At 57.8% G+C, this 17,096-nt stretch carries 18 protein-coding genes; 9 read left to right on the forward strand and 9 right to left on the reverse strand.

What is annotated here, in order from left to right; translation table 11 throughout:
• The 4 genes from VGK48_19435 to VGK48_19450 form a co-directional block, all read left to right on the forward strand.
• A partial coding sequence (locus tag VGK48_19435; GenBank protein HEY2383353.1) for a hypothetical protein occupies positions 1 to 366 on the forward strand: 366 nt, incomplete at its 5' end.
• 48 nt (positions 367 to 414) lie between these two features.
• Positions 415 to 1,014, forward strand: coding sequence for an antibiotic biosynthesis monooxygenase (locus VGK48_19440; protein HEY2383354.1), 600 nt, complete (start codon positions 415 to 417; stop codon positions 1,012 to 1,014).
• Positions 1,015 to 1,059: 45 nt separating this feature from the next.
• A complete protein-coding gene (locus VGK48_19445; protein ID HEY2383355.1) occupies positions 1,060 to 1,422 on the forward strand; it encodes an antibiotic biosynthesis monooxygenase in 363 nt (120 codons plus the stop codon).
• 172 nt (positions 1,423 to 1,594) lie between these two features.
• A complete protein-coding gene (locus VGK48_19450) occupies positions 1,595 to 2,008 on the forward strand; it encodes a DUF6152 family protein (GenBank protein ID HEY2383356.1) in 414 nt (137 codons plus the stop codon).
• 150 nt (positions 2,009 to 2,158) lie between these two features.
• On the opposite strand, the gene VGK48_19455 is transcribed toward VGK48_19450, so the two are convergent.
• The 4 genes from VGK48_19455 to VGK48_19470 form a co-directional block, all read right to left on the reverse strand.
• Positions 2,159 to 3,121, reverse strand: coding sequence for a hypothetical protein (locus VGK48_19455; GenBank protein HEY2383357.1), 963 nt, complete (start codon positions 3,119 to 3,121; stop codon positions 2,159 to 2,161).
• 67 nt (positions 3,122 to 3,188) lie between these two features.
• Positions 3,189 to 3,935, reverse strand: a complete 747-nt coding sequence (locus tag VGK48_19460) for a hypothetical protein (protein ID HEY2383358.1) — start codon at positions 3,933 to 3,935, stop codon at positions 3,189 to 3,191.
• A 54-nt stretch (positions 3,936 to 3,989) separates the two neighbouring features.
• Positions 3,990 to 4,958 (reverse strand): hypothetical protein, encoded by a 969-nt coding sequence (locus tag VGK48_19465; GenBank protein HEY2383359.1) that lies wholly within the window; start codon positions 4,956 to 4,958, stop codon positions 3,990 to 3,992.
• Between the two features lie 8 nt (positions 4,959 to 4,966).
• On the reverse strand, positions 4,967 to 5,479 hold the full coding sequence (locus VGK48_19470; GenBank protein ID HEY2383360.1) for a hypothetical protein: 513 nt from the start codon (positions 5,477 to 5,479) through the stop codon (positions 4,967 to 4,969).
• 196 nt (positions 5,480 to 5,675) lie between these two features.
• Here VGK48_19470 and VGK48_19475 point away from each other — a divergent pair, with 196 nt between their 5' ends.
• Positions 5,676 to 6,083: a DUF6152 family protein gene (locus VGK48_19475; protein ID HEY2383361.1), complete on the forward strand. Its 408-nt coding sequence runs from the start codon at positions 5,676 to 5,678 to the stop codon at positions 6,081 to 6,083.
• 84 nt (positions 6,084 to 6,167) lie between these two features.
• On the opposite strand, the gene ftsH is transcribed toward VGK48_19475, so the two are convergent.
• Positions 6,168 to 8,027, reverse strand: a complete 1,860-nt coding sequence (ftsH, locus tag VGK48_19480) for an ATP-dependent zinc metalloprotease FtsH (GenBank protein ID HEY2383362.1) — start codon at positions 8,025 to 8,027, stop codon at positions 6,168 to 6,170.
• A 2-nt stretch (positions 8,028 to 8,029) separates the two neighbouring features.
• A complete protein-coding gene (locus tag VGK48_19485) occupies positions 8,030 to 8,611 on the reverse strand; it encodes a DUF4142 domain-containing protein (GenBank protein HEY2383363.1) in 582 nt (193 codons plus the stop codon).
• A gap of 112 nt (positions 8,612 to 8,723) precedes the next feature.
• On the opposite strand from VGK48_19485, the gene VGK48_19490 reads away from it, so the two are divergent.
• Positions 8,724 to 9,116, forward strand: coding sequence for a PEGA domain-containing protein (locus tag VGK48_19490; GenBank protein HEY2383364.1), 393 nt, complete (start codon positions 8,724 to 8,726; stop codon positions 9,114 to 9,116).
• 3 nt (positions 9,117 to 9,119) lie between these two features.
• On the opposite strand, the gene VGK48_19495 is transcribed toward VGK48_19490, so the two are convergent.
• The 3 genes from VGK48_19495 to VGK48_19505 form a co-directional block, all read right to left on the reverse strand.
• Positions 9,120 to 10,031 (reverse strand): 2-dehydropantoate 2-reductase, encoded by a 912-nt coding sequence (locus VGK48_19495; protein HEY2383365.1) that lies wholly within the window; start codon positions 10,029 to 10,031, stop codon positions 9,120 to 9,122.
• A complete protein-coding gene (locus VGK48_19500) occupies positions 10,028 to 10,918 on the reverse strand; it encodes an arginine deiminase family protein (protein HEY2383366.1) in 891 nt (296 codons plus the stop codon). Before VGK48_19500 ends, VGK48_19495 begins: the two co-directional genes overlap by 4 nt.
• 124 nt (positions 10,919 to 11,042) lie before the next feature.
• Positions 11,043 to 13,502: a fused MFS/spermidine synthase gene (locus VGK48_19505; protein HEY2383367.1), complete on the reverse strand. Its 2,460-nt coding sequence runs from the start codon at positions 13,500 to 13,502 to the stop codon at positions 11,043 to 11,045.
• A gap of 156 nt (positions 13,503 to 13,658) precedes the next feature.
• Between VGK48_19505 and VGK48_19510 the strand changes: the two genes are divergently transcribed.
• The 3 genes from VGK48_19510 to VGK48_19520 are packed head-to-tail and all read left to right on the forward strand — an operon-like array spanning position 13,659 to position 16,979.
• Positions 13,659 to 14,660 (forward strand): tetratricopeptide repeat protein, encoded by a 1,002-nt coding sequence (locus VGK48_19510; GenBank protein HEY2383368.1) that lies wholly within the window; start codon positions 13,659 to 13,661, stop codon positions 14,658 to 14,660.
• 1 nt (position 14,661) lies between these two features.
• Positions 14,662 to 15,261: a gluconate 2-dehydrogenase subunit 3 family protein gene (locus tag VGK48_19515; GenBank protein ID HEY2383369.1), complete on the forward strand. Its 600-nt coding sequence runs from the start codon at positions 14,662 to 14,664 to the stop codon at positions 15,259 to 15,261.
• A gap of 2 nt (positions 15,262 to 15,263) precedes the next feature.
• Entirely contained in the window at positions 15,264 to 16,979 is a 1,716-nt protein-coding gene (locus VGK48_19520; GenBank protein HEY2383370.1) for a GMC family oxidoreductase, read from the forward strand.
• Positions 16,980 to 17,096: the final 117 nt, after the last annotated feature.

The raw sequence follows: 17,096 nt of genomic DNA on the forward strand, positions 1-17,096 counted from the left end.
TACTTCTTCCGCGAGTTCAATCCACAATCGATGGCAGATATCAGCAACGCTTTAATGGGCGAGCATAGCCCGCATCTCCGTATGGTGGTGAGCTATTGGGATATGGCCGCAGCGCTCGTCAACCATGGCGCTATTGACGTCAGCCTTTTCAACGATACAAATGGCGAACATCTTGGTGTTTTCACCAAGATGGAACCATTTCTTGGTGAAATCCGGGCTGGCTTTGGCCCTCAATTCCTGGCCAACCTTGAAAAATTAGTGGATTCGACACCGGACGGCCGCAAGCGTGTGGCGGAAATTCGCGAACGCATGAAGAAGATGGCGGCAATGTCCCAAAGCCAAAACCAAACCACGGCTCGGGGATAGTTCGCTGTTATCTTGTTGCGGCGTGGGGCCACGCTATAACATGACTCCATGGTCCATGCAGTCACTTATATCGACATCGATCCAGGCTCGGTCGCGGCGGGAACGGAATTACTGAAGACGTACCGGAAATCGGCCGGCGCCCTCGTATTGCACGAGGGCTGCCGGCCGAATCGTTTCGTGATCGTGGAGTCCTGGGACGATGAAGCGGAGTTCCGGGACCATGAATCCGCGCCGCGGACGGCCGAATTCCGCGCCGGTCTCCAGGCGATCCACAACAGCCCTTACGATCAACGCGTCCACCACACGTTCGCGTCAGGCGCCCAGGCGCGGGAAAACAGCGCAGGCATGGTCTATGTCGTGACGCACGTGGACGTGCCCCCTCCGCGAAAAGATGAAACGGAAGTCCTGTTGACCGTTCAGGCTGTGAAAAGCCGTAATGACGGGGGAAACGTGCGTTACGATGTTTTTCAGCAAAACGCGCCGCGCACCAATCACTTCAGCGTCGTTGCCGTTTGGGAGAGCGAGGCCACTTTCCGCTCGCATCAGGCCGCGCCCCACACACGCCGCTTTCGCGAGGAACTAGGCCCCAAACTGGGCGCGCCTTACGATGAACGCCTCTACAGCCTTCCCGGCGGAGTTGTTTCATAGCCGATTCGTTGAATTCCGCTCACTGCATGGCTTAAAATCGCGCTCATGGCAACGCAAGATACAGGCTGCACGATCGTGCCTTATTTCAGGATTCACAGCGGCAGGAGCCAGGAATTCAGGGCCGTGTGCGAGCGCTGCGTCGAACAGACAAGAAACGAACCGGAATGTCTCTATTACGGGTTCTCGTTCAACGGGGACGAAGCCCACTGCCGCGAAGGGTACAAAAATGGAGATGCGGCTCTGGCGCACATTCAAAGTATCGGACCCCTTCTGGCCGAATTGTTGAAGAACGCCGATCTGACAAGGCTCGAGGTTCACGGACCCGAGAAGGAACTGTCCAAGCTTCGCGGACCGTTAAGCGATTTCAAAGCGCAATATTTCGCTCTGGAGTATGGGTTCAGGCGCTAAAGGAAGATGAGGGCGCCGCGCAAAAAGAGCTTGATGCCACCCATCTGCGTCATCCGCGTCATCTGCGGCTAAACCTCTTTCGCAGAATCGGCTACAGATGGCTTGACTTAAGGCGGCGGGGAGTCAATAATCTCGGTTCAATCGCACTTTTTTGAACCACTGGAGGTAATGAATGGCACGGAATCTCGTTGGTGTTTCAGTTTTGGGTGTCGCTCTTCTTTCGGCAGCGGTCCCGGCCGTGGCACACCACGCTGTATCCGCGGAGTTTGACCGAAACAAGCCGATATCGTTTTCGGGAACAGTAAAGAAAGTCGAGTGGATGAATCCACACATCTACACGGACATCGAAGCGAAGGATCCGGCGAGCGGGAAAACCGTGGTCTTTCAGGTCGAAGGCGGGGCCCCGAATTCTCTGTTCCGGCAGGGTTGGAGACCGGACACGCTGAAGATCGGCGAAATGGTCAACGTCACCGGCAGCCGCGCGAAAAGTGAGGCTTCCTTCCGGGTGGGCAGTGCGAAGATCACGAAGGCCGACGGCTCCACAGTTTTTGGTGGCGCGGCAGCAGCCAACCCCGAATACAAATAAGCCAGTAGAGTAAAACGAAAAAAGGGGGCAGTGAACGTTGGTTCGCTGTCCCCTTTTTCGTTTTACTCTATTGGAAATTCGAAATCAGAAATTGGAGATTGGAAATCGGATTTCCAATTTCCAACCTCCAATCTCGAATTTCCAGTTTAACTAATCCACTTTATCCGGGTAGTGCCACCGTGTGATCGTTCCATCCTCCAGGCTGATGTTGTTCTCTTCGCAGGAGTATTCCATGATCACGTCGCCTGCCGGCTTCAAGTTCCAGGTACGAACGTTCATCCAGTCATGTGTGTACGTCTTCGGATCGTGAACGGTGTAGGTATGTTGGATTGTGCGTGAATCCGCGCGCAGAAATGTGTTCGTAAATACGGCATCCTTGCTGTGTGGATGGCCATTGGTGTCGAGTCTGGTGTAGCCATTGAAGCCCGACGTGACGACCACCAGCGTGTCGCCGTCCCAATGGCCGGTCGATATGCCATTCCAGCTCGGCGGAAGATCCTTGGGCCATTTGAAGTTGGGATCCAAAGGAACCCAGTGGAACCAGGTGTTCTGTTCCCACAGGAAGGCCAGCGCATCGTTGCTGGCAACGATCTGTACGCCATGGGGTGAATTGAGGCTGCGCGACATTCCGAACGGATAGCAGCTGCCGGCATAGTCGCCATTCTTTTCGGGATCGTAAGCCTTCCACTGTTCCAGGCCCCAATCGGTATAGGGCAGGTCGAACGTTTTGGCGGCACCCTTGGCATCGGCGAGCTTCTCCCCCTTGCGGGGCCAATCCAGGGGCATTTTCGTTACGGGATCCAGGACATTCGAAACAGCATCCGCACCACGGCCGCGGCCTGCAGCCATGTTGGGCGTGTACGGGTTGGCCCAGTGGCCGCTGAGATCCGGCTTGCCGTTAGACAGGCGGGGCGCAGGCCCGGCGGGCGGGAGATTGGCGGCTGCTCCGCCGCGTCCGCCGCGTCCACCACCGCCGCGCTGACCGGCTTGACCTGGCGCTGCAGCCCCTCCAGCCTGACCTCGTCCGGCCTGCCGGGCTGAAAGACCCAGGTCGAAAGACAAAATGGCGACAAAGGCCGCCGCAACCACGAGTGAATTCAAACGAATTCTCACGTTAAATCTCCTTTCCATAATGCGTCCATCTCGGATTCGAGAGCCGTATTCTAGTAGAATCTGCCAACTACCGCACGCGATCTTTCCAAAGATTATTTTCCTGGCAGATGTACTCCTGAATCTCACCCTTCGGGTCCCATGCCACGTCGAATCGGACCTTCCATGGCGCCGTATAAGCGCCGGGGTCGTCGATCGTCGATTCGTAGTGCAGGGTGTAGAGGTCGCTGCGGGTGAACCGTTCAACCAGGTGGAGCAGATCGGTGTGGGGTTTGCCCCCCATATCGATCCAGCTTCCCTCATTGAAACCGACCGTATCGACTACCAGGGTGTCACCCTCCCAGTGGCCGACAGAGTGTCCCATCCATGTCAGGTTGAGCGCGTCGCCCTCCGGATGCTTCCGGCCATCCATGTAAATGATGCGCCAGACATGGGCGCCGCCTTCATAAATCATCAAAATCCGCTTTTGTTCCGGGATCTGGATGATCTCCATCGGATACGGCGTCGTCATCATGCGGGGGCCTGCGGGCGGAAGACAGAACCCCTGCGGATCGTACTTCGACGCCGTGTCCACCTTACGATAATTGGCCAATGCCCCGGCCCAGGGCTGATATGGAATGTCCTTCGGATCCGCGATCGCGGTGTAGTCCTGATACTGCTGAGGCGCCCAGTAACCCTTATTGGGTTCCACCTGTCCGAGGTTCGGCGTACCGTCCGTCAATCGCGGGGCAGGCGGCGGATTCGCCGGCTTGCGCGGAGCTCGCACCTGCGCCTCGAGCGAAGGCGCCAGAAGCAGCAGAATCACCAGGAGTCGCATATGGCGGAATTATTAGCCACAAAAGCCACAAAAAGAACAAAAATTGATCGCGCCTTAACTGACTTCCCCGAATGGGATATACCTGCCCAGCACAATCGCGGCGATCCACAGAAATATCGAACTGGCCGCCACGATCTTTGCGTAGAGCGGAGCGTCCTCGCCCGGGCCCAGATGTTCCAGCGACCGGAAAGCGCTGGTGCACTGGAACAGCAGCAGATTCAATCCCGCCAGCATGATCGTGAACATTTTGACCTGAAAAACGACATTCGGCGTGTAGAAGCCGGGCATTCCCATGAAAAACAGCAGGCCTGTGACGATGTTGATAAAGAACCCGGCAATTCCCCACGGGATAAACCGGTGCAATGGGGCCAGCGGCAGTTGCTTCATCATTCCAAGAACGCGAACGTTAAGAGCGCCGAACGCGCCGATGATCAGAATCAATCCGATAAAGTGAAGATCTTCCAGTATCGGCCAGACCCACATGGACGAATCGATGACCATGTGCTGAACGAAAGTCGTCAGCTTGAAACCGAACTCACCGATAACGGCTGTGGGGCCAGGGCCCGCCGCGATCTCCGCATGACGGATCTCACCGCCGGTGTTGCCGGCAATGGCGGCGAGTCCCGCCGTCGCCACAGCCAGGACCAGAACGATGGCCAGGTGCCACTTCGCCGGGCGCTCCATCCAGGGATTTTTCTCCGACCGGCTGAAGCGCCATAGCCCCAGCAACGAAACAGCCCCCGTCAATTCAATAAAGATGAAGGCCATCAGCGCGGAACCCTGATGGGCTTGAATTGCATCCATTGAAAGGTCCGGATTTTCATCCTGCAATTGCTTCAGCGCGGCACTGCCGCTCATGTAAGCCGGTATGGCAAACAGCGCAATCACTACAAACAGGGCGAGGCTGGCCTGCTTCAGATCTTCACGATCGAAGGCCAGTGAGACGACAAAGAGAGCCAGGGTGATGAGGGTGCCGAGAATCGGCAAATGATTCAACCAGAGATGGACGTGTACCAGATTCATGCCGGCTCCTAACCTCGATAATCGTATTTCAGGAAGCTGTAGGTGTAGGCCAACAGCCTGCCTGCGGTCACAGCTCCGGTCCACAAGACCAGAGACCATACTGCCAGGGCTTTGCCTTTCAGCACCATTTCGGCTTCACTCATTGCCGCATCCGTAAACACGCGTTTCCGGATGGTGTGCATCACGGCAACAGCAAGTCCGATCAAGGTCAGCTTGAGGTAGAAATCCGGATTGGTGAGCGCTTTCGTGGGATAGGCAATCAAGAGCAATGATCCCGAAACAACTTGAATCCAGAAGCCGATCCAGATTATTCGATAGAGCTGCCTCAACGGCGCCAAGGGCAGATCCTTTGCAACGCCAAGCAGACGCAAGTCGATCACAACACTTGCGCCGACCAGCAAGCCCATGCCGATGGCATGACAGGAAAGAATGAACCAGTAGGCAAAAATCGAAGGTGAATCGCGAATCCAGCTGCTGATCCCGCTTTCCTCGATCGTCTTGAAAATTATTGGAACGACCAAACTTACCTCCCCGGCGCGCCGGGCCTGAATAACGCGGAGCGCCAGCGCGACAGCGCGCAGCCGGAATAATCGGCTGGCGCATCGTATACACCCTGGGGAGAATGTGTCAACGGGTCGCCCGAATAATCGCTTGACTTAAGTGGAAACGAGCTAAAATAATGACCCCTACAGTATCAGCGATGGAATAGGAGGTTTGATGAAGCGAAATTTTCTGATCGTTTTAGGTCTGAGCATCGGCCTGCTCAGCGCCGCGATTCCGGCACTGGCGCACCACGCAATCGCGGCCGAATTCGATACCACAAAGCCTGTCAAATTCAGCGGCACCATAAAAAGCGTCGATTGGATGAATCCGCATATTTACGTCAACGTCGAGACCAAGGATGATGCGGGGAAGACGATTGTTTACTCCGTCGAAGGTGGTCCGCCGAACGCGCTGTTTCGCCAGGGCTGGAGACCGAATTCATTGAAGGTCGGCGATAAAGTAACCGTCAACGGCGTTCGCGCAAAAAAGGCCGACAACAACCGTATCGGCAATGCCCAGATCACGATGCCCGATGGGCGAATATTCGCCAGAGGCGCAGCTAACGCACAAGAAGGCCAATAGACCTCTTCAGAATCGCTGAGCGTAAAAGGGGGGACAGTTCGCTGTCCCCCCTTTTTATATTTCCTGCTCCCGCGCGCCAGCGGTTCAAGCCGGTTTCGGCAACTGCACATCCAGCAGCCGGTCCAGCTGCTGCTGATCGAGAGTTTCCTTCTCCACCAGTTCCTTCGCAATCCGTTCGAGCTCCGCACGCCGGCCGCTGAGAACGCTTTTTGCGCGGGTGTACAGTTCGTCGCCGATCCGGCGCACTTCCGTATCGATCGCTTCAGACGTTTTCTCACTGTAATTGCGCTCCTGCGTTGTGAATGTGGAGTGGAGAAACCGCGTATTTTGCTGGATTCCATACGTGAGGTTACCGAGCCGGTCGCTCATACCGAACCGGGTGACCATCTGCCGGATGGATTCCGAAGCCCGCTGCAGATCATCGGCTGCGCCGGTGGAGATAATCCCGTTGTAGACAAGCTCCTCCGCGGCCCGGCCGCCCAGCATGACGGTAATCTGATCCTGAAGTTGCGGCACCGTCATCAGGTACTTCTCTTCCGTCGGCAGTTGCAGGGTGTGGCCGAGCGCACCGATCGAACGGGGAATAATGGAAACGCGATAAACCGGGTCGGCATGCTTCAGTGAGAGCGCGACGAGCGCATGGCCGGTTTCATGATAGGCGACACGCTCCTTCTCGCTTGCGGTCATCACGCGATTTTTCTTTTCCAGTCCGAGCATGACACGATCGATCGCCTCTTCCAGATCTCTCATCTCAACCTGGCTGCTGCCCCGGCGGACTCCGAGGAGCGCAGCTTCATTAACGATATTGGCAAGATCGGCGCCCACCATTCCGGGTGTGCGCGCCGCAATAACCTTCAGATCGGCTTGAGGCGAAAGTTTGATTTTCCGCGCGTGCACTTTCAAGATCGCCTCGCGGCCGGCCAGGTCCGGACGATCGACAATCACCTGGCGGTCGAAGCGCCCCGGCCGCAGCAGGGCCGGATCGAGCACTTCCGGCGTGTTGGTCGCGGCCATGATGATCACGCCTTTCGAGCTGTCGAAGCCGTCCATTTCGGCGAGCAGTTGATTCAAGGTCTGCTCGCGCTCTTCATTCGTGAAAATCCCGCCCCCGGCGGCTGAGCGGCTCTTGCCGATGGCGTCCAGTTCGTCGATGAAGATGATGCACGGCGCCTTCAATTTTGCCTGCTCAAACAGATCGCGTACGCGCGCGGCGCCGACTCCCACAAACATCTCGATGAATTCCGAACCCGAAATGGAGAAGAACGGGACGCCGGCTTCGCCGCTGACGGCTCTCGCCAGCAGAGTCTTTCCAGTGCCGGGAGGGCCGACGAGCAATACGCCCTTCGGTATTCTGCCTCCGAGCTGCTGGTACTTCATCGGATGCTTCAGGAAGTCGACAATTTCGACCAGTTCCGCTTTGGCTTCCTCGACTCCGGCAACGTCTTCAAACGTCTCCTTGATTTCGGTCGATTGATCGTGAATTTTCGCGCGGCTTTTGCCGAAAGTCATCGGACCTGCGGCGCCGCCGCCTGTCATCCGGCGCATGCCAAATCCCCAGATCGCGGCGAAAAACAGAATCGGCACCACCCATGACAGCAGACCGGCCCACCAGCCGGCTTCTTCGGCATGTCCGGTAAAGGCGACGTTTTGTTCCTCGAGGTCCTTTATCAAAGCTGTTTCGTCGATGCCGGGCAGCCTCTCCGTGGAAAGTTCGGCCGCCTCACCCTTCTTGACTGCATCCGGCTTCAGGGTTGCTTTCAACGTGTTCTGATCGATCAGAACTTTCTGGACGTGCCCCGCGCGTATCTCATTCAAAAGTTCACTGTAGGCCACAGCCTTCGGAGCCGGAGAGGTGGCGGCATTGCGCACCGAGTAGAGGACGATGCCGATGAACACAACATATGCGAGCACATACAACACTGTGGATCCGCCGCGCCTGGCCATGCCTATTGGCCCGGATGTTGGGCTAACCTTTTCTCGAGGTCCGCAGCCTGCTGCTTTTCCCTCACGAGAACCGGTAAAACCGAGGTTGCATACGAGCGCACTTCACGGTCGTCCGCGGTTTCCGCAGCCTGCCGGAATCGCGAAACCGCCTCTTGAGTCTCTGCCGCCATCAGGCTGATATATTCATGATCGAAATTTGCGCCGGAGAATTGATCCAGGCGATAGGCGCCTTCAGCACTCGCTTCCGACGCAGTCCCGGGTTCGCCGGCTCCCTTTCGACGCATGAGGTCTCGCAACTGTTGCAGAGTTTGCCCGTGATCGTCCATGACCGCGCGGGCATATTCCTTCACGTCTGCCGATCGAGCCTGATTCCACGCAGCCTGGCTCAGGCTGCGCTCCTCGACCTCCGTTTTTTCCGCGGCCACCAAAAAATCCCTGTCCCAGACAGGTAACGAACCTGCGGGCGCGGAAGCATTAGAGGTATTGTCATAAGCGGCCTCAACTCCAGCCTTTTGACAGCCTGCTGCAATCACGGCGAGAAAAAAGACGAGCCCCAACGTCAAACCGATCGAATGGCTCTTCATGATGATTGCCCCTTTTACCGACTTCAGGTGCAACCGGGCTGCCAATCCGGGCAGACTGCAAACGAGTGGCCATTCTGTCCGTCTAATTTTGTGTGGAAGGAAGTGAGGTCATATGTTCAGGTTTGTCACAGTTTCTGCTGCGTTGGGCGCGTTTCTAATGGTTGCCCAGCCTTCGTACGCCCAGAGATTTTTCCATCGGCCGCGGGCAGTGGTCGTGTCGCCGTACTTTGGCTATGGCTACGGACCGGGGTGGTATGGATGGTCCGACCCTTATTGGAGTGCTTACGCCGTGAGGCCGACAGGTGAAGTCAAGATCGTCACCCATATGAAAGACGCTTCGGTCTATGTGGACGGCGGCTATGCCGGCGTCACCAGTAAGCTGAAGCATTTCGATCTGATGCCTGGAAACCACAACATCGAATTGCGCGATACCGCGGGCAAGACACTGCTCCAACAGCAGGTTCAAGTCATCCGGGATAAGACGACGGAAATTCACGTCGACTGAAACTCACGCAGTTCCCTGTTCGATGAACTTCACTAAAGCATAAACAGTGGAGTTCACCGGCGTGGAAATTCCGAGTTCTTTACCTCGGCGCGCAACATAGCCGTTGAGGGAATCGATTTCTGTTAACCGGCCACGGGTGATGTCCTGCTCCGTTGAGGACGTCGCCGTGGCCATTGTTTCACCCAGCTTGAAAGCCGCCGCGGCCAATTCCTCGACAGCAGGCAGGACCACGCCGGCAGCTATGCCGACTGCCACAACCTCGCGGATCAGTTCCTTCATGACATCCCGCATTGCAGGATCCGCCGTCAGGAAGCGGTAACGCGCATGGGTCAAGGCCGATATTGCGTTGTAGGCGCAATTCATGACGAGCTTTGTCCATAACTCACGGTCGATATTCCGGGAAATTCGACAGGGTATTCGCGCGGATTCAAACAGCCGGGCAATGCGTTCGGAATCGCTGGAGGGCCCGCCGATAACGATATCGCCGCGGCCGTTGTGTTTCAACCTGCCGGGGCCGCTCATGGCACAGGCGACATACACCACCGCAGGCAATGCGGCGATGCCTGCGGCGCGTTGCATCCGTTCGACGTTATCAACGCCATTCTGAAAACTGACCACCAGCGCTCCGGCCGCAAGATGCGAAGCCATGGCCGCGGCCGCGGTTTCCGTATCCGTTGTCTTGACGCAAAGGAAAACGATTCCGGCCTCGCGTATGGCATCGATCTCCGTCGACGCGGCAACCGGGATATATTCCTGAAAATCCGCCCGCTCGAGAAACAGGCCGTCGCGGCGGATCGCCTCGATGTGATTCGCCCGGCCGATCAGCGTGACAGAGACACCTGCCCGCGCCAGCATGCCGCCGAAGTAGCAGCCCACCGCGCCGGCGCCGACAAATGCGACACGCTCGTCATTCATCGGCTTCGGAGTACCGGCCATCGGCTTCGGAGTATCGGCCGCGTCAGGCAGGTGGGTCCGCCTGCTCCGGGCAGGCAGATTTCACTGCCGTCAAATTCCGAGATCGTGCAGCCGGCCGCTTTCAACCGCGAATGAGTGACCGGATTTCCCGCGGCCATAATCAAGTGACGCGGTGACACCGCCAGAATATTGCAGCCGAGAGTGTCGTATTCCTCTTCCGGAACATCTACCAACTCAACTCCGCGCGCAGCGAGCAACTCGAACAAAGACACCGGCAGAAGCCGTCTGTAAACGACGGCAAGATCGTCGTCCAGCAAGCTGATGAACGACATGAGATGAAGAACGTCCTGCGGACCGTTCCAATACGGAAGGCCGAAAGCAATGACTTCGACTCCGCCGGGTTTCAACAATTCCGCCAACCGCGCCACACCCGCGGCATTCGTGCGAAAGCCTCTGCCGACAAGTAGCGTGTCCGGGTCCAGCCAGACCATATCGCCGGCTTCCGCCGTTGCGGCCCCGTCGATGACTCCGAGGATGGGGACATCCCATTTTTGAAATGCGTCGGCAAAAGCCGGCCCTTCGCCGCGGCGCGCCGGCTTACCTGTTTGAAAAATCACGGCGCCCCGATCCGTGACGAGTACAGGATCGTGAGCATATAGAGAATCGGCGCCCGTACGGTCGTCCGCGGGAAGATATAAGACCTCGGCGCCCGCCGCCTGCATCAGCGCGACGAATTGCCGGTGATGTTCGGAGGCTTTCGGCAGGGACGGGAGCCGCGTGTAGTTCAGGTCGTGCCACTCCCGATCGATACGACTGAACGCCTCTTCGGGCCGCTTGACCACAACACGGCGAAGCGGCGCCACCATGCTCTGGCAGCCGGATGTCATGCGCCTCCTGGCAAAGTTTTTAGCCGCAGATGACGCGGATGACGCAGATGGGGCGCAAAAAACGAACATTTGAGGCGCCCCATCTGCGTCATCCGCGTCATCTGCGGCTAAAAGCTTTTGGCTGCTACTGCGCTGACGGGAAATGTATCGCGCGGCGCAGCGTATCGATCGTCGCGTCGGATCCGATGAACAGATTTTCCGGATAGTGCGAGTGCGCCGTCATGTTCACGTAAATCGGATCCGCGGTGTATGTGTTCAGAGACATGCCCGCCAGATATTGCAACCGCATGTTGCGGTCGCGGTTGATCATGGCATCCTCTGTCCAGGGCTTGAGATCGGCCACATTGCCAGCATAAGTTGCCATCAAATCGGTCGCCGAATTGATCCCGATCTCCTTCAACGATTGAGCCATCGCCGCATATTCCGGGCTGTCGAGCTTCTTCTGCAGTTTGTCGACATCGATCTTGGTCGGTTCGACCTGCCCGAGCAGGACAACATCATATCCCTGGCCGTTGACCGTGTTTGCGAACACCATTCCGTTGGGGAAGGCCTCGAGGAAGGTCGCAATCTCGCTCTTCACAGCCGCTTCGTTGCTTTCATAAAGCTGCACAAACTGCGTCACCACTCCACCCGGGTTCAGGTGCTGTTTGGCGATTTCGAAGAACTCGCGCGTGTAGAGGGCGGCCGCGCCCTTGACCCAGGGATCCAGGGGATCGGACGTGATGCCGTCGAATTTTTCCTTGGATGTCAGCAGATAGTGACGGCCGTCGTCGATGCGAACTTCGACTTTCGGGTTCCGGATAACGTCGAAGTTATGTTCCGCGAAATGCGTGGACACCACCTTCGGCACCAGCGGCTCGATCTCGGCAATCGTTTCTTTCTGCAGGTGAGGCTCGATGCTGACGGCGCCGGCCGTCACGCCGGCTCCGCAGCCGATGACGAGAACACGATGCGGGTTTTCCGGAATCAGCGTCGTGAGGTGTCCGAGCATCCGCTGGAGTCTCATGTCGGCCGGATCGCTCGAAGCCTGCACTTTTCCCGCATTGTGATAGTTGCGAATTCCGTCCGGCAGATCCGAAACGGCCACCGAAGCCGTCAAGCCTTCACCCATATAGATGAGCTTATTCGTGGCGCCGCGCACGGCGGCAAAACGGCCGTATTCGACCAGGCGGGCCGGCAGCGGATGGACTGTCGCTGCCAGCAACTCGGTATAACCAGCCAGGATAAGGATTGAAACTGCCAGTGAATACTTCGAAAGCTTCCTTCCCGATTCGGCGCCGAATGCCGTCGCCCCCGATGCGAATAGCGCAGAAATCGCCGAGATAGCGATCAACACCTGCTCCGAATGCTGGCTGCCGATCCAGGCCACCAGGATCAGACTCGCCCCGAGGGAACCGACGATGGCCCCAACCGTATTCGCCGCGTACACTCCACCAACCAGGCGGGCCGGGTCCTGCCCGCGGGAGGCAACAGCCGCAAGCGCAAGCGGGAAACTGGCTCCCCACAGAATGGCAGCCGGCAACACCACCCAAAGCGATCGAACCAGGTCCAACTGGAAGTTGAATAGTGGCGTACTGGCGATGGACGGATCGACCGGCCACCACGGCAACGATTCCGTCAACATATAAGCGGCCCACGCTACCGCGCCGCACAGCAATACCTGGCACCAGGCGAGCGCCACCCGCGGCCGTTTCATTTGATGCGACAGCGCGGAGCCCACGGTGCTTCCGATTCCGAGCCCTATCAGAAAGACCGCAACAATCAGCGAAAAGGTGTAGACGGTTGCTCCGAAAAGCAGCGACAGCAGCCGGGTCCAGATCACTTCACAGGCAAGCGCCGTCATCCCGGACAGCGCGATCGAAACATAAATCGGCCAGGCATTCGACGAAATCGCCACTTCCGATTCGCCTTCGCTGGCGGTATAGGAAGTCGACTTCGAAAGCAGAAAACTGAGGAGGGCGACCGCGATATTCAGCGCAAACGCGACAAATGTCGTCGTCGTGATGTCGTAAACGCGCATCAGGTAGAAGCCGGCAAGCAGACTGCCGATAACGGCGCCGCCGATATTGCCGCCGTAAAAGAAGCCCAGCCAGGAGACGCCTCGCGGGCTGGTCTCGACCCACCGCGAAATCGCCGGCAGCGTCGCGCCCATCAACAGGGTCGGCGGCAGCAGGCAGATGAATGCGATGACGCCTCGGAGCATCATGCCCGCCATCCCTTCGCCAACCACGGAGGTATAGACGTTGTTGATCAGCGGCATCCCGAATAAGAGCGCCAGCCCGACGACGCCGATACCGAGTTCCATCAGGGCGTAAACCTTCAATGGATGAAGCTTTCTCGAAATGAGCCGGGGAAAGAGCAGGCTGCCCAGACACATTCCGCCCATGAACGTTCCAAGCAATATGCCGAGCGAGACCGTCGAAACGCCGATGACCAGCTCCAGCAACTGGAACCAAACTACTTCATAAATAAGGGCTGAACAGCCGCTGCCGATAAACATGATAAGGAGCAGCGGAAGAACCCGCCCCGAGGTCAGACTGGCCGTGTCATCCGCGGCAAGCTCATTCATACTGATTTCACGCATATTAAAAGGAACTCCTTTAATCAGGGCTGCGCGCTGTCGCGCTTGCGCTTCGCGAATCACGGCTGCGCGCTATCGCGCTTGCGCTTCGCCAATCACGGCTGCTCTCGCGCTTGCACTTCGCCGCTGGGACCGTGGATGGTACCATGTCTTGCCTAGATGCTTGGTAAAATCCTGCTCGTTTTTGTCCTCGCGCAGGGCGCTGGAACGCAGAGGCTAGGCGCCATCCGAGGCCAGATTATCATTCCGACGGCACACGCGTCCGACCGGATTCTGGTGGAGCTCCAGAAGGCCGATGGACCGCCGGCCGGACAGACCTATTCCGATACGCTCGGCCATTATGAATTCGGCGCTCTGGTGCCGGGATCTTACATCCTCCTTGTCCATGTCGATGGCTACGAGGACATTCGGCAGGAGGTCGGTGTCGGCAGCGGGACGTTCGGAGCCCAGGTGGTCAATATTCAACTTCGGGAAACGGAAACCCTCATATCCGTTAAACCCACCGTCGCCGCCGATCAAGTCATCGACGTCAATGAGTTAGGCCGGAACTATCCCCGAAAAGCGATTCAGGATTACGAAAAATCGCGCGAAGCGATCCGCAAAGGCAATAACGCCGGAGCGATTGAAATATTGTCCGGTGTTCTGAAGATTGCACCCGATTTCTACAGCGCCCACAATACGCTCGGGACGCTCTACCAGAAAACCGGCCGCTTCACCGAAGCCGAAGACGAATACCGCCGCGCGCGCGAACTCAATCCAAGGTCCCCCGATCCACTGGTGAATATCGGCAGCCTGTACATCGACGAAGCTGCTCTTTACACAGCCGACCGCGAGACCGCCGGTAAAATCCTGGACAATGCCCTGGACATTCTCGAGGACGCGCTGAAAATGAAGCGCTCGGCCCCCGCATATTATTTCCTGGGCTCGGCGAACTACAGATCGTCGTTTTACGAAGAAGCCGAAGAGGATTTCAAGCGCTCCCTGGCTCTCGATTCGCACATGGGCGCCAGCCAGCTCATGCTGGCCAACGTGTATATCAAGCAGCAAAAATGGCAGGATGCGCTGGAACACCTGGATGCGTACTTGAACGATAATCCCAGCGTCAGCGATCGCCCGCAAATCGAAGCCACTCGCTCGAAGGTGGCAGAGAAGGCAAAATAAGATGAACAGACGCGAAATGCTCCAACAACTCGGGGCCATGGTGGGAGCCGCCGCCGGCATTCCGGTGGCAGCCAGGGCACAGGCCCGCGCCCAGGCCTTGCCGGCTGTGGGCGATGCCCTGATCTCATTGACTCCGGCACAGGCAGCAACACTGAGAGCCGTCGTCGCCAGAATCATCCCGGCCGATGAGAATGGCCCCGGCGCTCTTGAAGCGCGCGCCGACCGGTTCATCGACCGGGCGCTCGCCGGCGCCCTCAAGAACCAGCGCGAAGCTTATGCGGCAGGGCTTGCCGCCATCGACAGCCAGGCGCAGTCCGCTAAAGGCGGATCGTTCGCGAAACTGCCGGCAGCAGACCAGGATGCCGTCTTAACCGCAATGCAGGGCATGCCTTTTTTCAATATGGTTCGAACACATACGATCCAGGGCACCTTCTCGGATCCGTTTTACGGCGGCAATCAAGACTTCGCCGGCTGGAATCTGATCGGCTACCCCGGAGCGCGAATCGTGGTCTCCGCGAACTTGCAGCGCATGGATGTCAAACCGGAGCCCAGCGGCAAGTCGGCTTATGACTACGGCATGTTCAAGAAGGCGGAATTCTAGTCATGGCCACCACCCTGAAGAAAACCAACGTTGTCATCATCGGACTCGGAGCCGCCGGCGGCGTCGCCTGCCTCCCGCTGGCGCAGGCGGGACTTGAAGTCATCGGACTCGAAGCCGGGTCATGGTTGAGTACCAGCGACATGGCTCCCGATGAACTGAAGCTCAGCCGGGGCCTCTGGCCTCCGGGCCCGCAGAAGACCAAAATCGAAGGCCTGACGTCCAGGGCAAACGCCTCGCAAAACGCAACTCGCGCAAACCACCCGATGATGAATGCCGTCGGCGGGACTTCCGTTCATTACATGGCGCAAAGCTGGCGTCTCAACCCGTGGGACTTCAAAGTGCGCAGCGAAACCGTAAGGCGCTATGGGGCTTCGCGCATTCCGAAAGGATCGACGGTCGAAGACTGGCCGCTCACCTACGAAGATCTTGAACCCTATTACGACCACGTCGAATACGAAATCGGCGTCTCCGGAAAAGCCGGAAACCTCGGCGGCAAAAAGGACGAGCGCGGCAACATCTTCGAAGGCCCGCGCCGGCGCGACTATCCCATGCCTGCCCTGCGCACGAGCGGATACATGGAGAAGATGGCCGCCGCCGGCAAATCGCTGGGCTGGCATCCTTTCATCGCGCCCGCTGCGATCACCAGCAAAGCCTATGAAGGACGTCCGGGCTGCGCCTATCACGGCTACTGCATCGGCGCCGGCTGTCACATCAACGCGAAAAGTTCGACCGCAGTAACGACCATTCCGAAGGCGATGAAGGCCGGCAAATTCTCCATCGTCACGGAAGCCAGGGTGACGACACTCGAAACCGATGGCACCGGCCGAATTACGGGCGTCAACTATCTAAAGGATGGGACAGAGTATTTCCAACCGGCGGATGCCGTGCTTCTCGGAAGCTATATCTACGAGAACGTCCGGCTCCTGCTGCTCTCGAAATCGAAGGCGTATCCGAACGGCCTTGCGAACAATCACGGACAGGTCGGCAGGCACTACTTCAGCCATAACCAGGGCGGCGCCGTCAGCGCGCTGTTCCCTTTCAACTTGAACAACTGGTACGGCACGCCAGGACAAGGCATCGCCATCGACAATTGGGCGGATGACAATTTCGATCATTCCGGACTCGACTTCATCGGCGGCGGAACTCTGTACGTCTACACGGAACGCCGGCCCATCGCCGCAGTCAACGGCGTGCAGGCGTGGATGCCGCAGGGCGGAACGAACTGGGGATCGAAGTGGAAAGCGTTCGTCAAGGAGAACGCCGACCGCTCCAATGGCGCCTATCTCCAGAAGACAACTCTCCCTTACGAAGACAATTACCTCGACCTCGATCCCGTGGTGAAAGACCCGCTCGGCTTTCCCGTCACCCGGATCACGGCGGAATACAAGGACAACGAGCGCAAGATCGGCGTATACATCGCGGAAAAAATGAAACAGTGGTACATGGCCGCAGGGGCGATCCGCGTCAACGGCACCGGAAACGTCGGCGGCGCGATGGGCGCTTCGACTCACGCTTACGGTGGAACCCGAATGGGCGGCAATCCCGAGACCAATGTCGTCGACAAGTGGGGCTTCTCGCATGAAGCGCCGAATCTCGGAATCCTCGGCGGCTCGGTGATGGGAACCAGCGGCGCCCGCAACCCGACCCAGACGATTCAGGCGCTCGCCTGGCGCACGGCGGAGCACCTGGTGAAGAACTGGAAAAACATTGTCAGCTAAAATGAAGAGAAGATTAGCCACAAAAGGCACAAGGGAATGATCCTTTTGTGTAACAAGGTCGTAAGTTTTAGTTTTTCGACAAAGGTTTTAGCCGCAGATGACGCGGATGACGCAGAT

Source organism: Terriglobia bacterium, from assembly GCA_036496425.1.
Taxonomy (GTDB): Bacteria; Acidobacteriota; Terriglobia; order 20CM-2-55-15; family 20CM-2-55-15; genus 20CM-2-55-15.

Excerpts from the sequence above, each read along its gene's own strand:
- VGK48_19510 (HEY2383368.1), top strand. The coding sequence starts at position 13,659 with ATGCTTGGTAAAATCCTGCTCGTTTTTGTCCTCGCGCAGGGCGCTGGA.
- ftsH (HEY2383362.1), bottom strand. The coding sequence starts at position 8,027 with ATGGCCAGGCGCGGCGGATCCACAGTGTTGTATGTGCTCGCATATGTT.
- VGK48_19495 (HEY2383365.1), bottom strand. The coding sequence starts at position 10,031 with ATGAATGACGAGCGTGTCGCATTTGTCGGCGCCGGCGCGGTGGGCTGC.
- VGK48_19445 (HEY2383355.1), top strand. The coding sequence starts at position 1,060 with ATGGCAACGCAAGATACAGGCTGCACGATCGTGCCTTATTTCAGGATT.
- VGK48_19460 (HEY2383358.1), bottom strand. The coding sequence starts at position 3,935 with ATGCGACTCCTGGTGATTCTGCTGCTTCTGGCGCCTTCGCTCGAGGCG.
- VGK48_19500 (HEY2383366.1), bottom strand. The coding sequence starts at position 10,918 with ATGACATCCGGCTGCCAGAGCATGGTGGCGCCGCTTCGCCGTGTTGTG.
- VGK48_19450 (HEY2383356.1), top strand. The coding sequence starts at position 1,595 with ATGGCACGGAATCTCGTTGGTGTTTCAGTTTTGGGTGTCGCTCTTCTT.
- VGK48_19485 (HEY2383363.1), bottom strand. The coding sequence starts at position 8,611 with ATGAAGAGCCATTCGATCGGTTTGACGTTGGGGCTCGTCTTTTTTCTC.
- VGK48_19440 (HEY2383354.1), top strand. The coding sequence starts at position 415 with ATGGTCCATGCAGTCACTTATATCGACATCGATCCAGGCTCGGTCGCG.
- VGK48_19490 (HEY2383364.1), top strand. The coding sequence starts at position 8,724 with ATGTTCAGGTTTGTCACAGTTTCTGCTGCGTTGGGCGCGTTTCTAATG.
- VGK48_19520 (HEY2383370.1), top strand. The coding sequence starts at position 15,264 with ATGGCCACCACCCTGAAGAAAACCAACGTTGTCATCATCGGACTCGGA.
- VGK48_19505 (HEY2383367.1), bottom strand. The coding sequence starts at position 13,502 with ATGCGTGAAATCAGTATGAATGAGCTTGCCGCGGATGACACGGCCAGT.
- VGK48_19475 (HEY2383361.1), top strand. The coding sequence starts at position 5,676 with ATGAAGCGAAATTTTCTGATCGTTTTAGGTCTGAGCATCGGCCTGCTC.
- VGK48_19515 (HEY2383369.1), top strand. The coding sequence starts at position 14,662 with ATGAACAGACGCGAAATGCTCCAACAACTCGGGGCCATGGTGGGAGCC.
- VGK48_19465 (HEY2383359.1), bottom strand. The coding sequence starts at position 4,958 with ATGAATCTGGTACACGTCCATCTCTGGTTGAATCATTTGCCGATTCTC.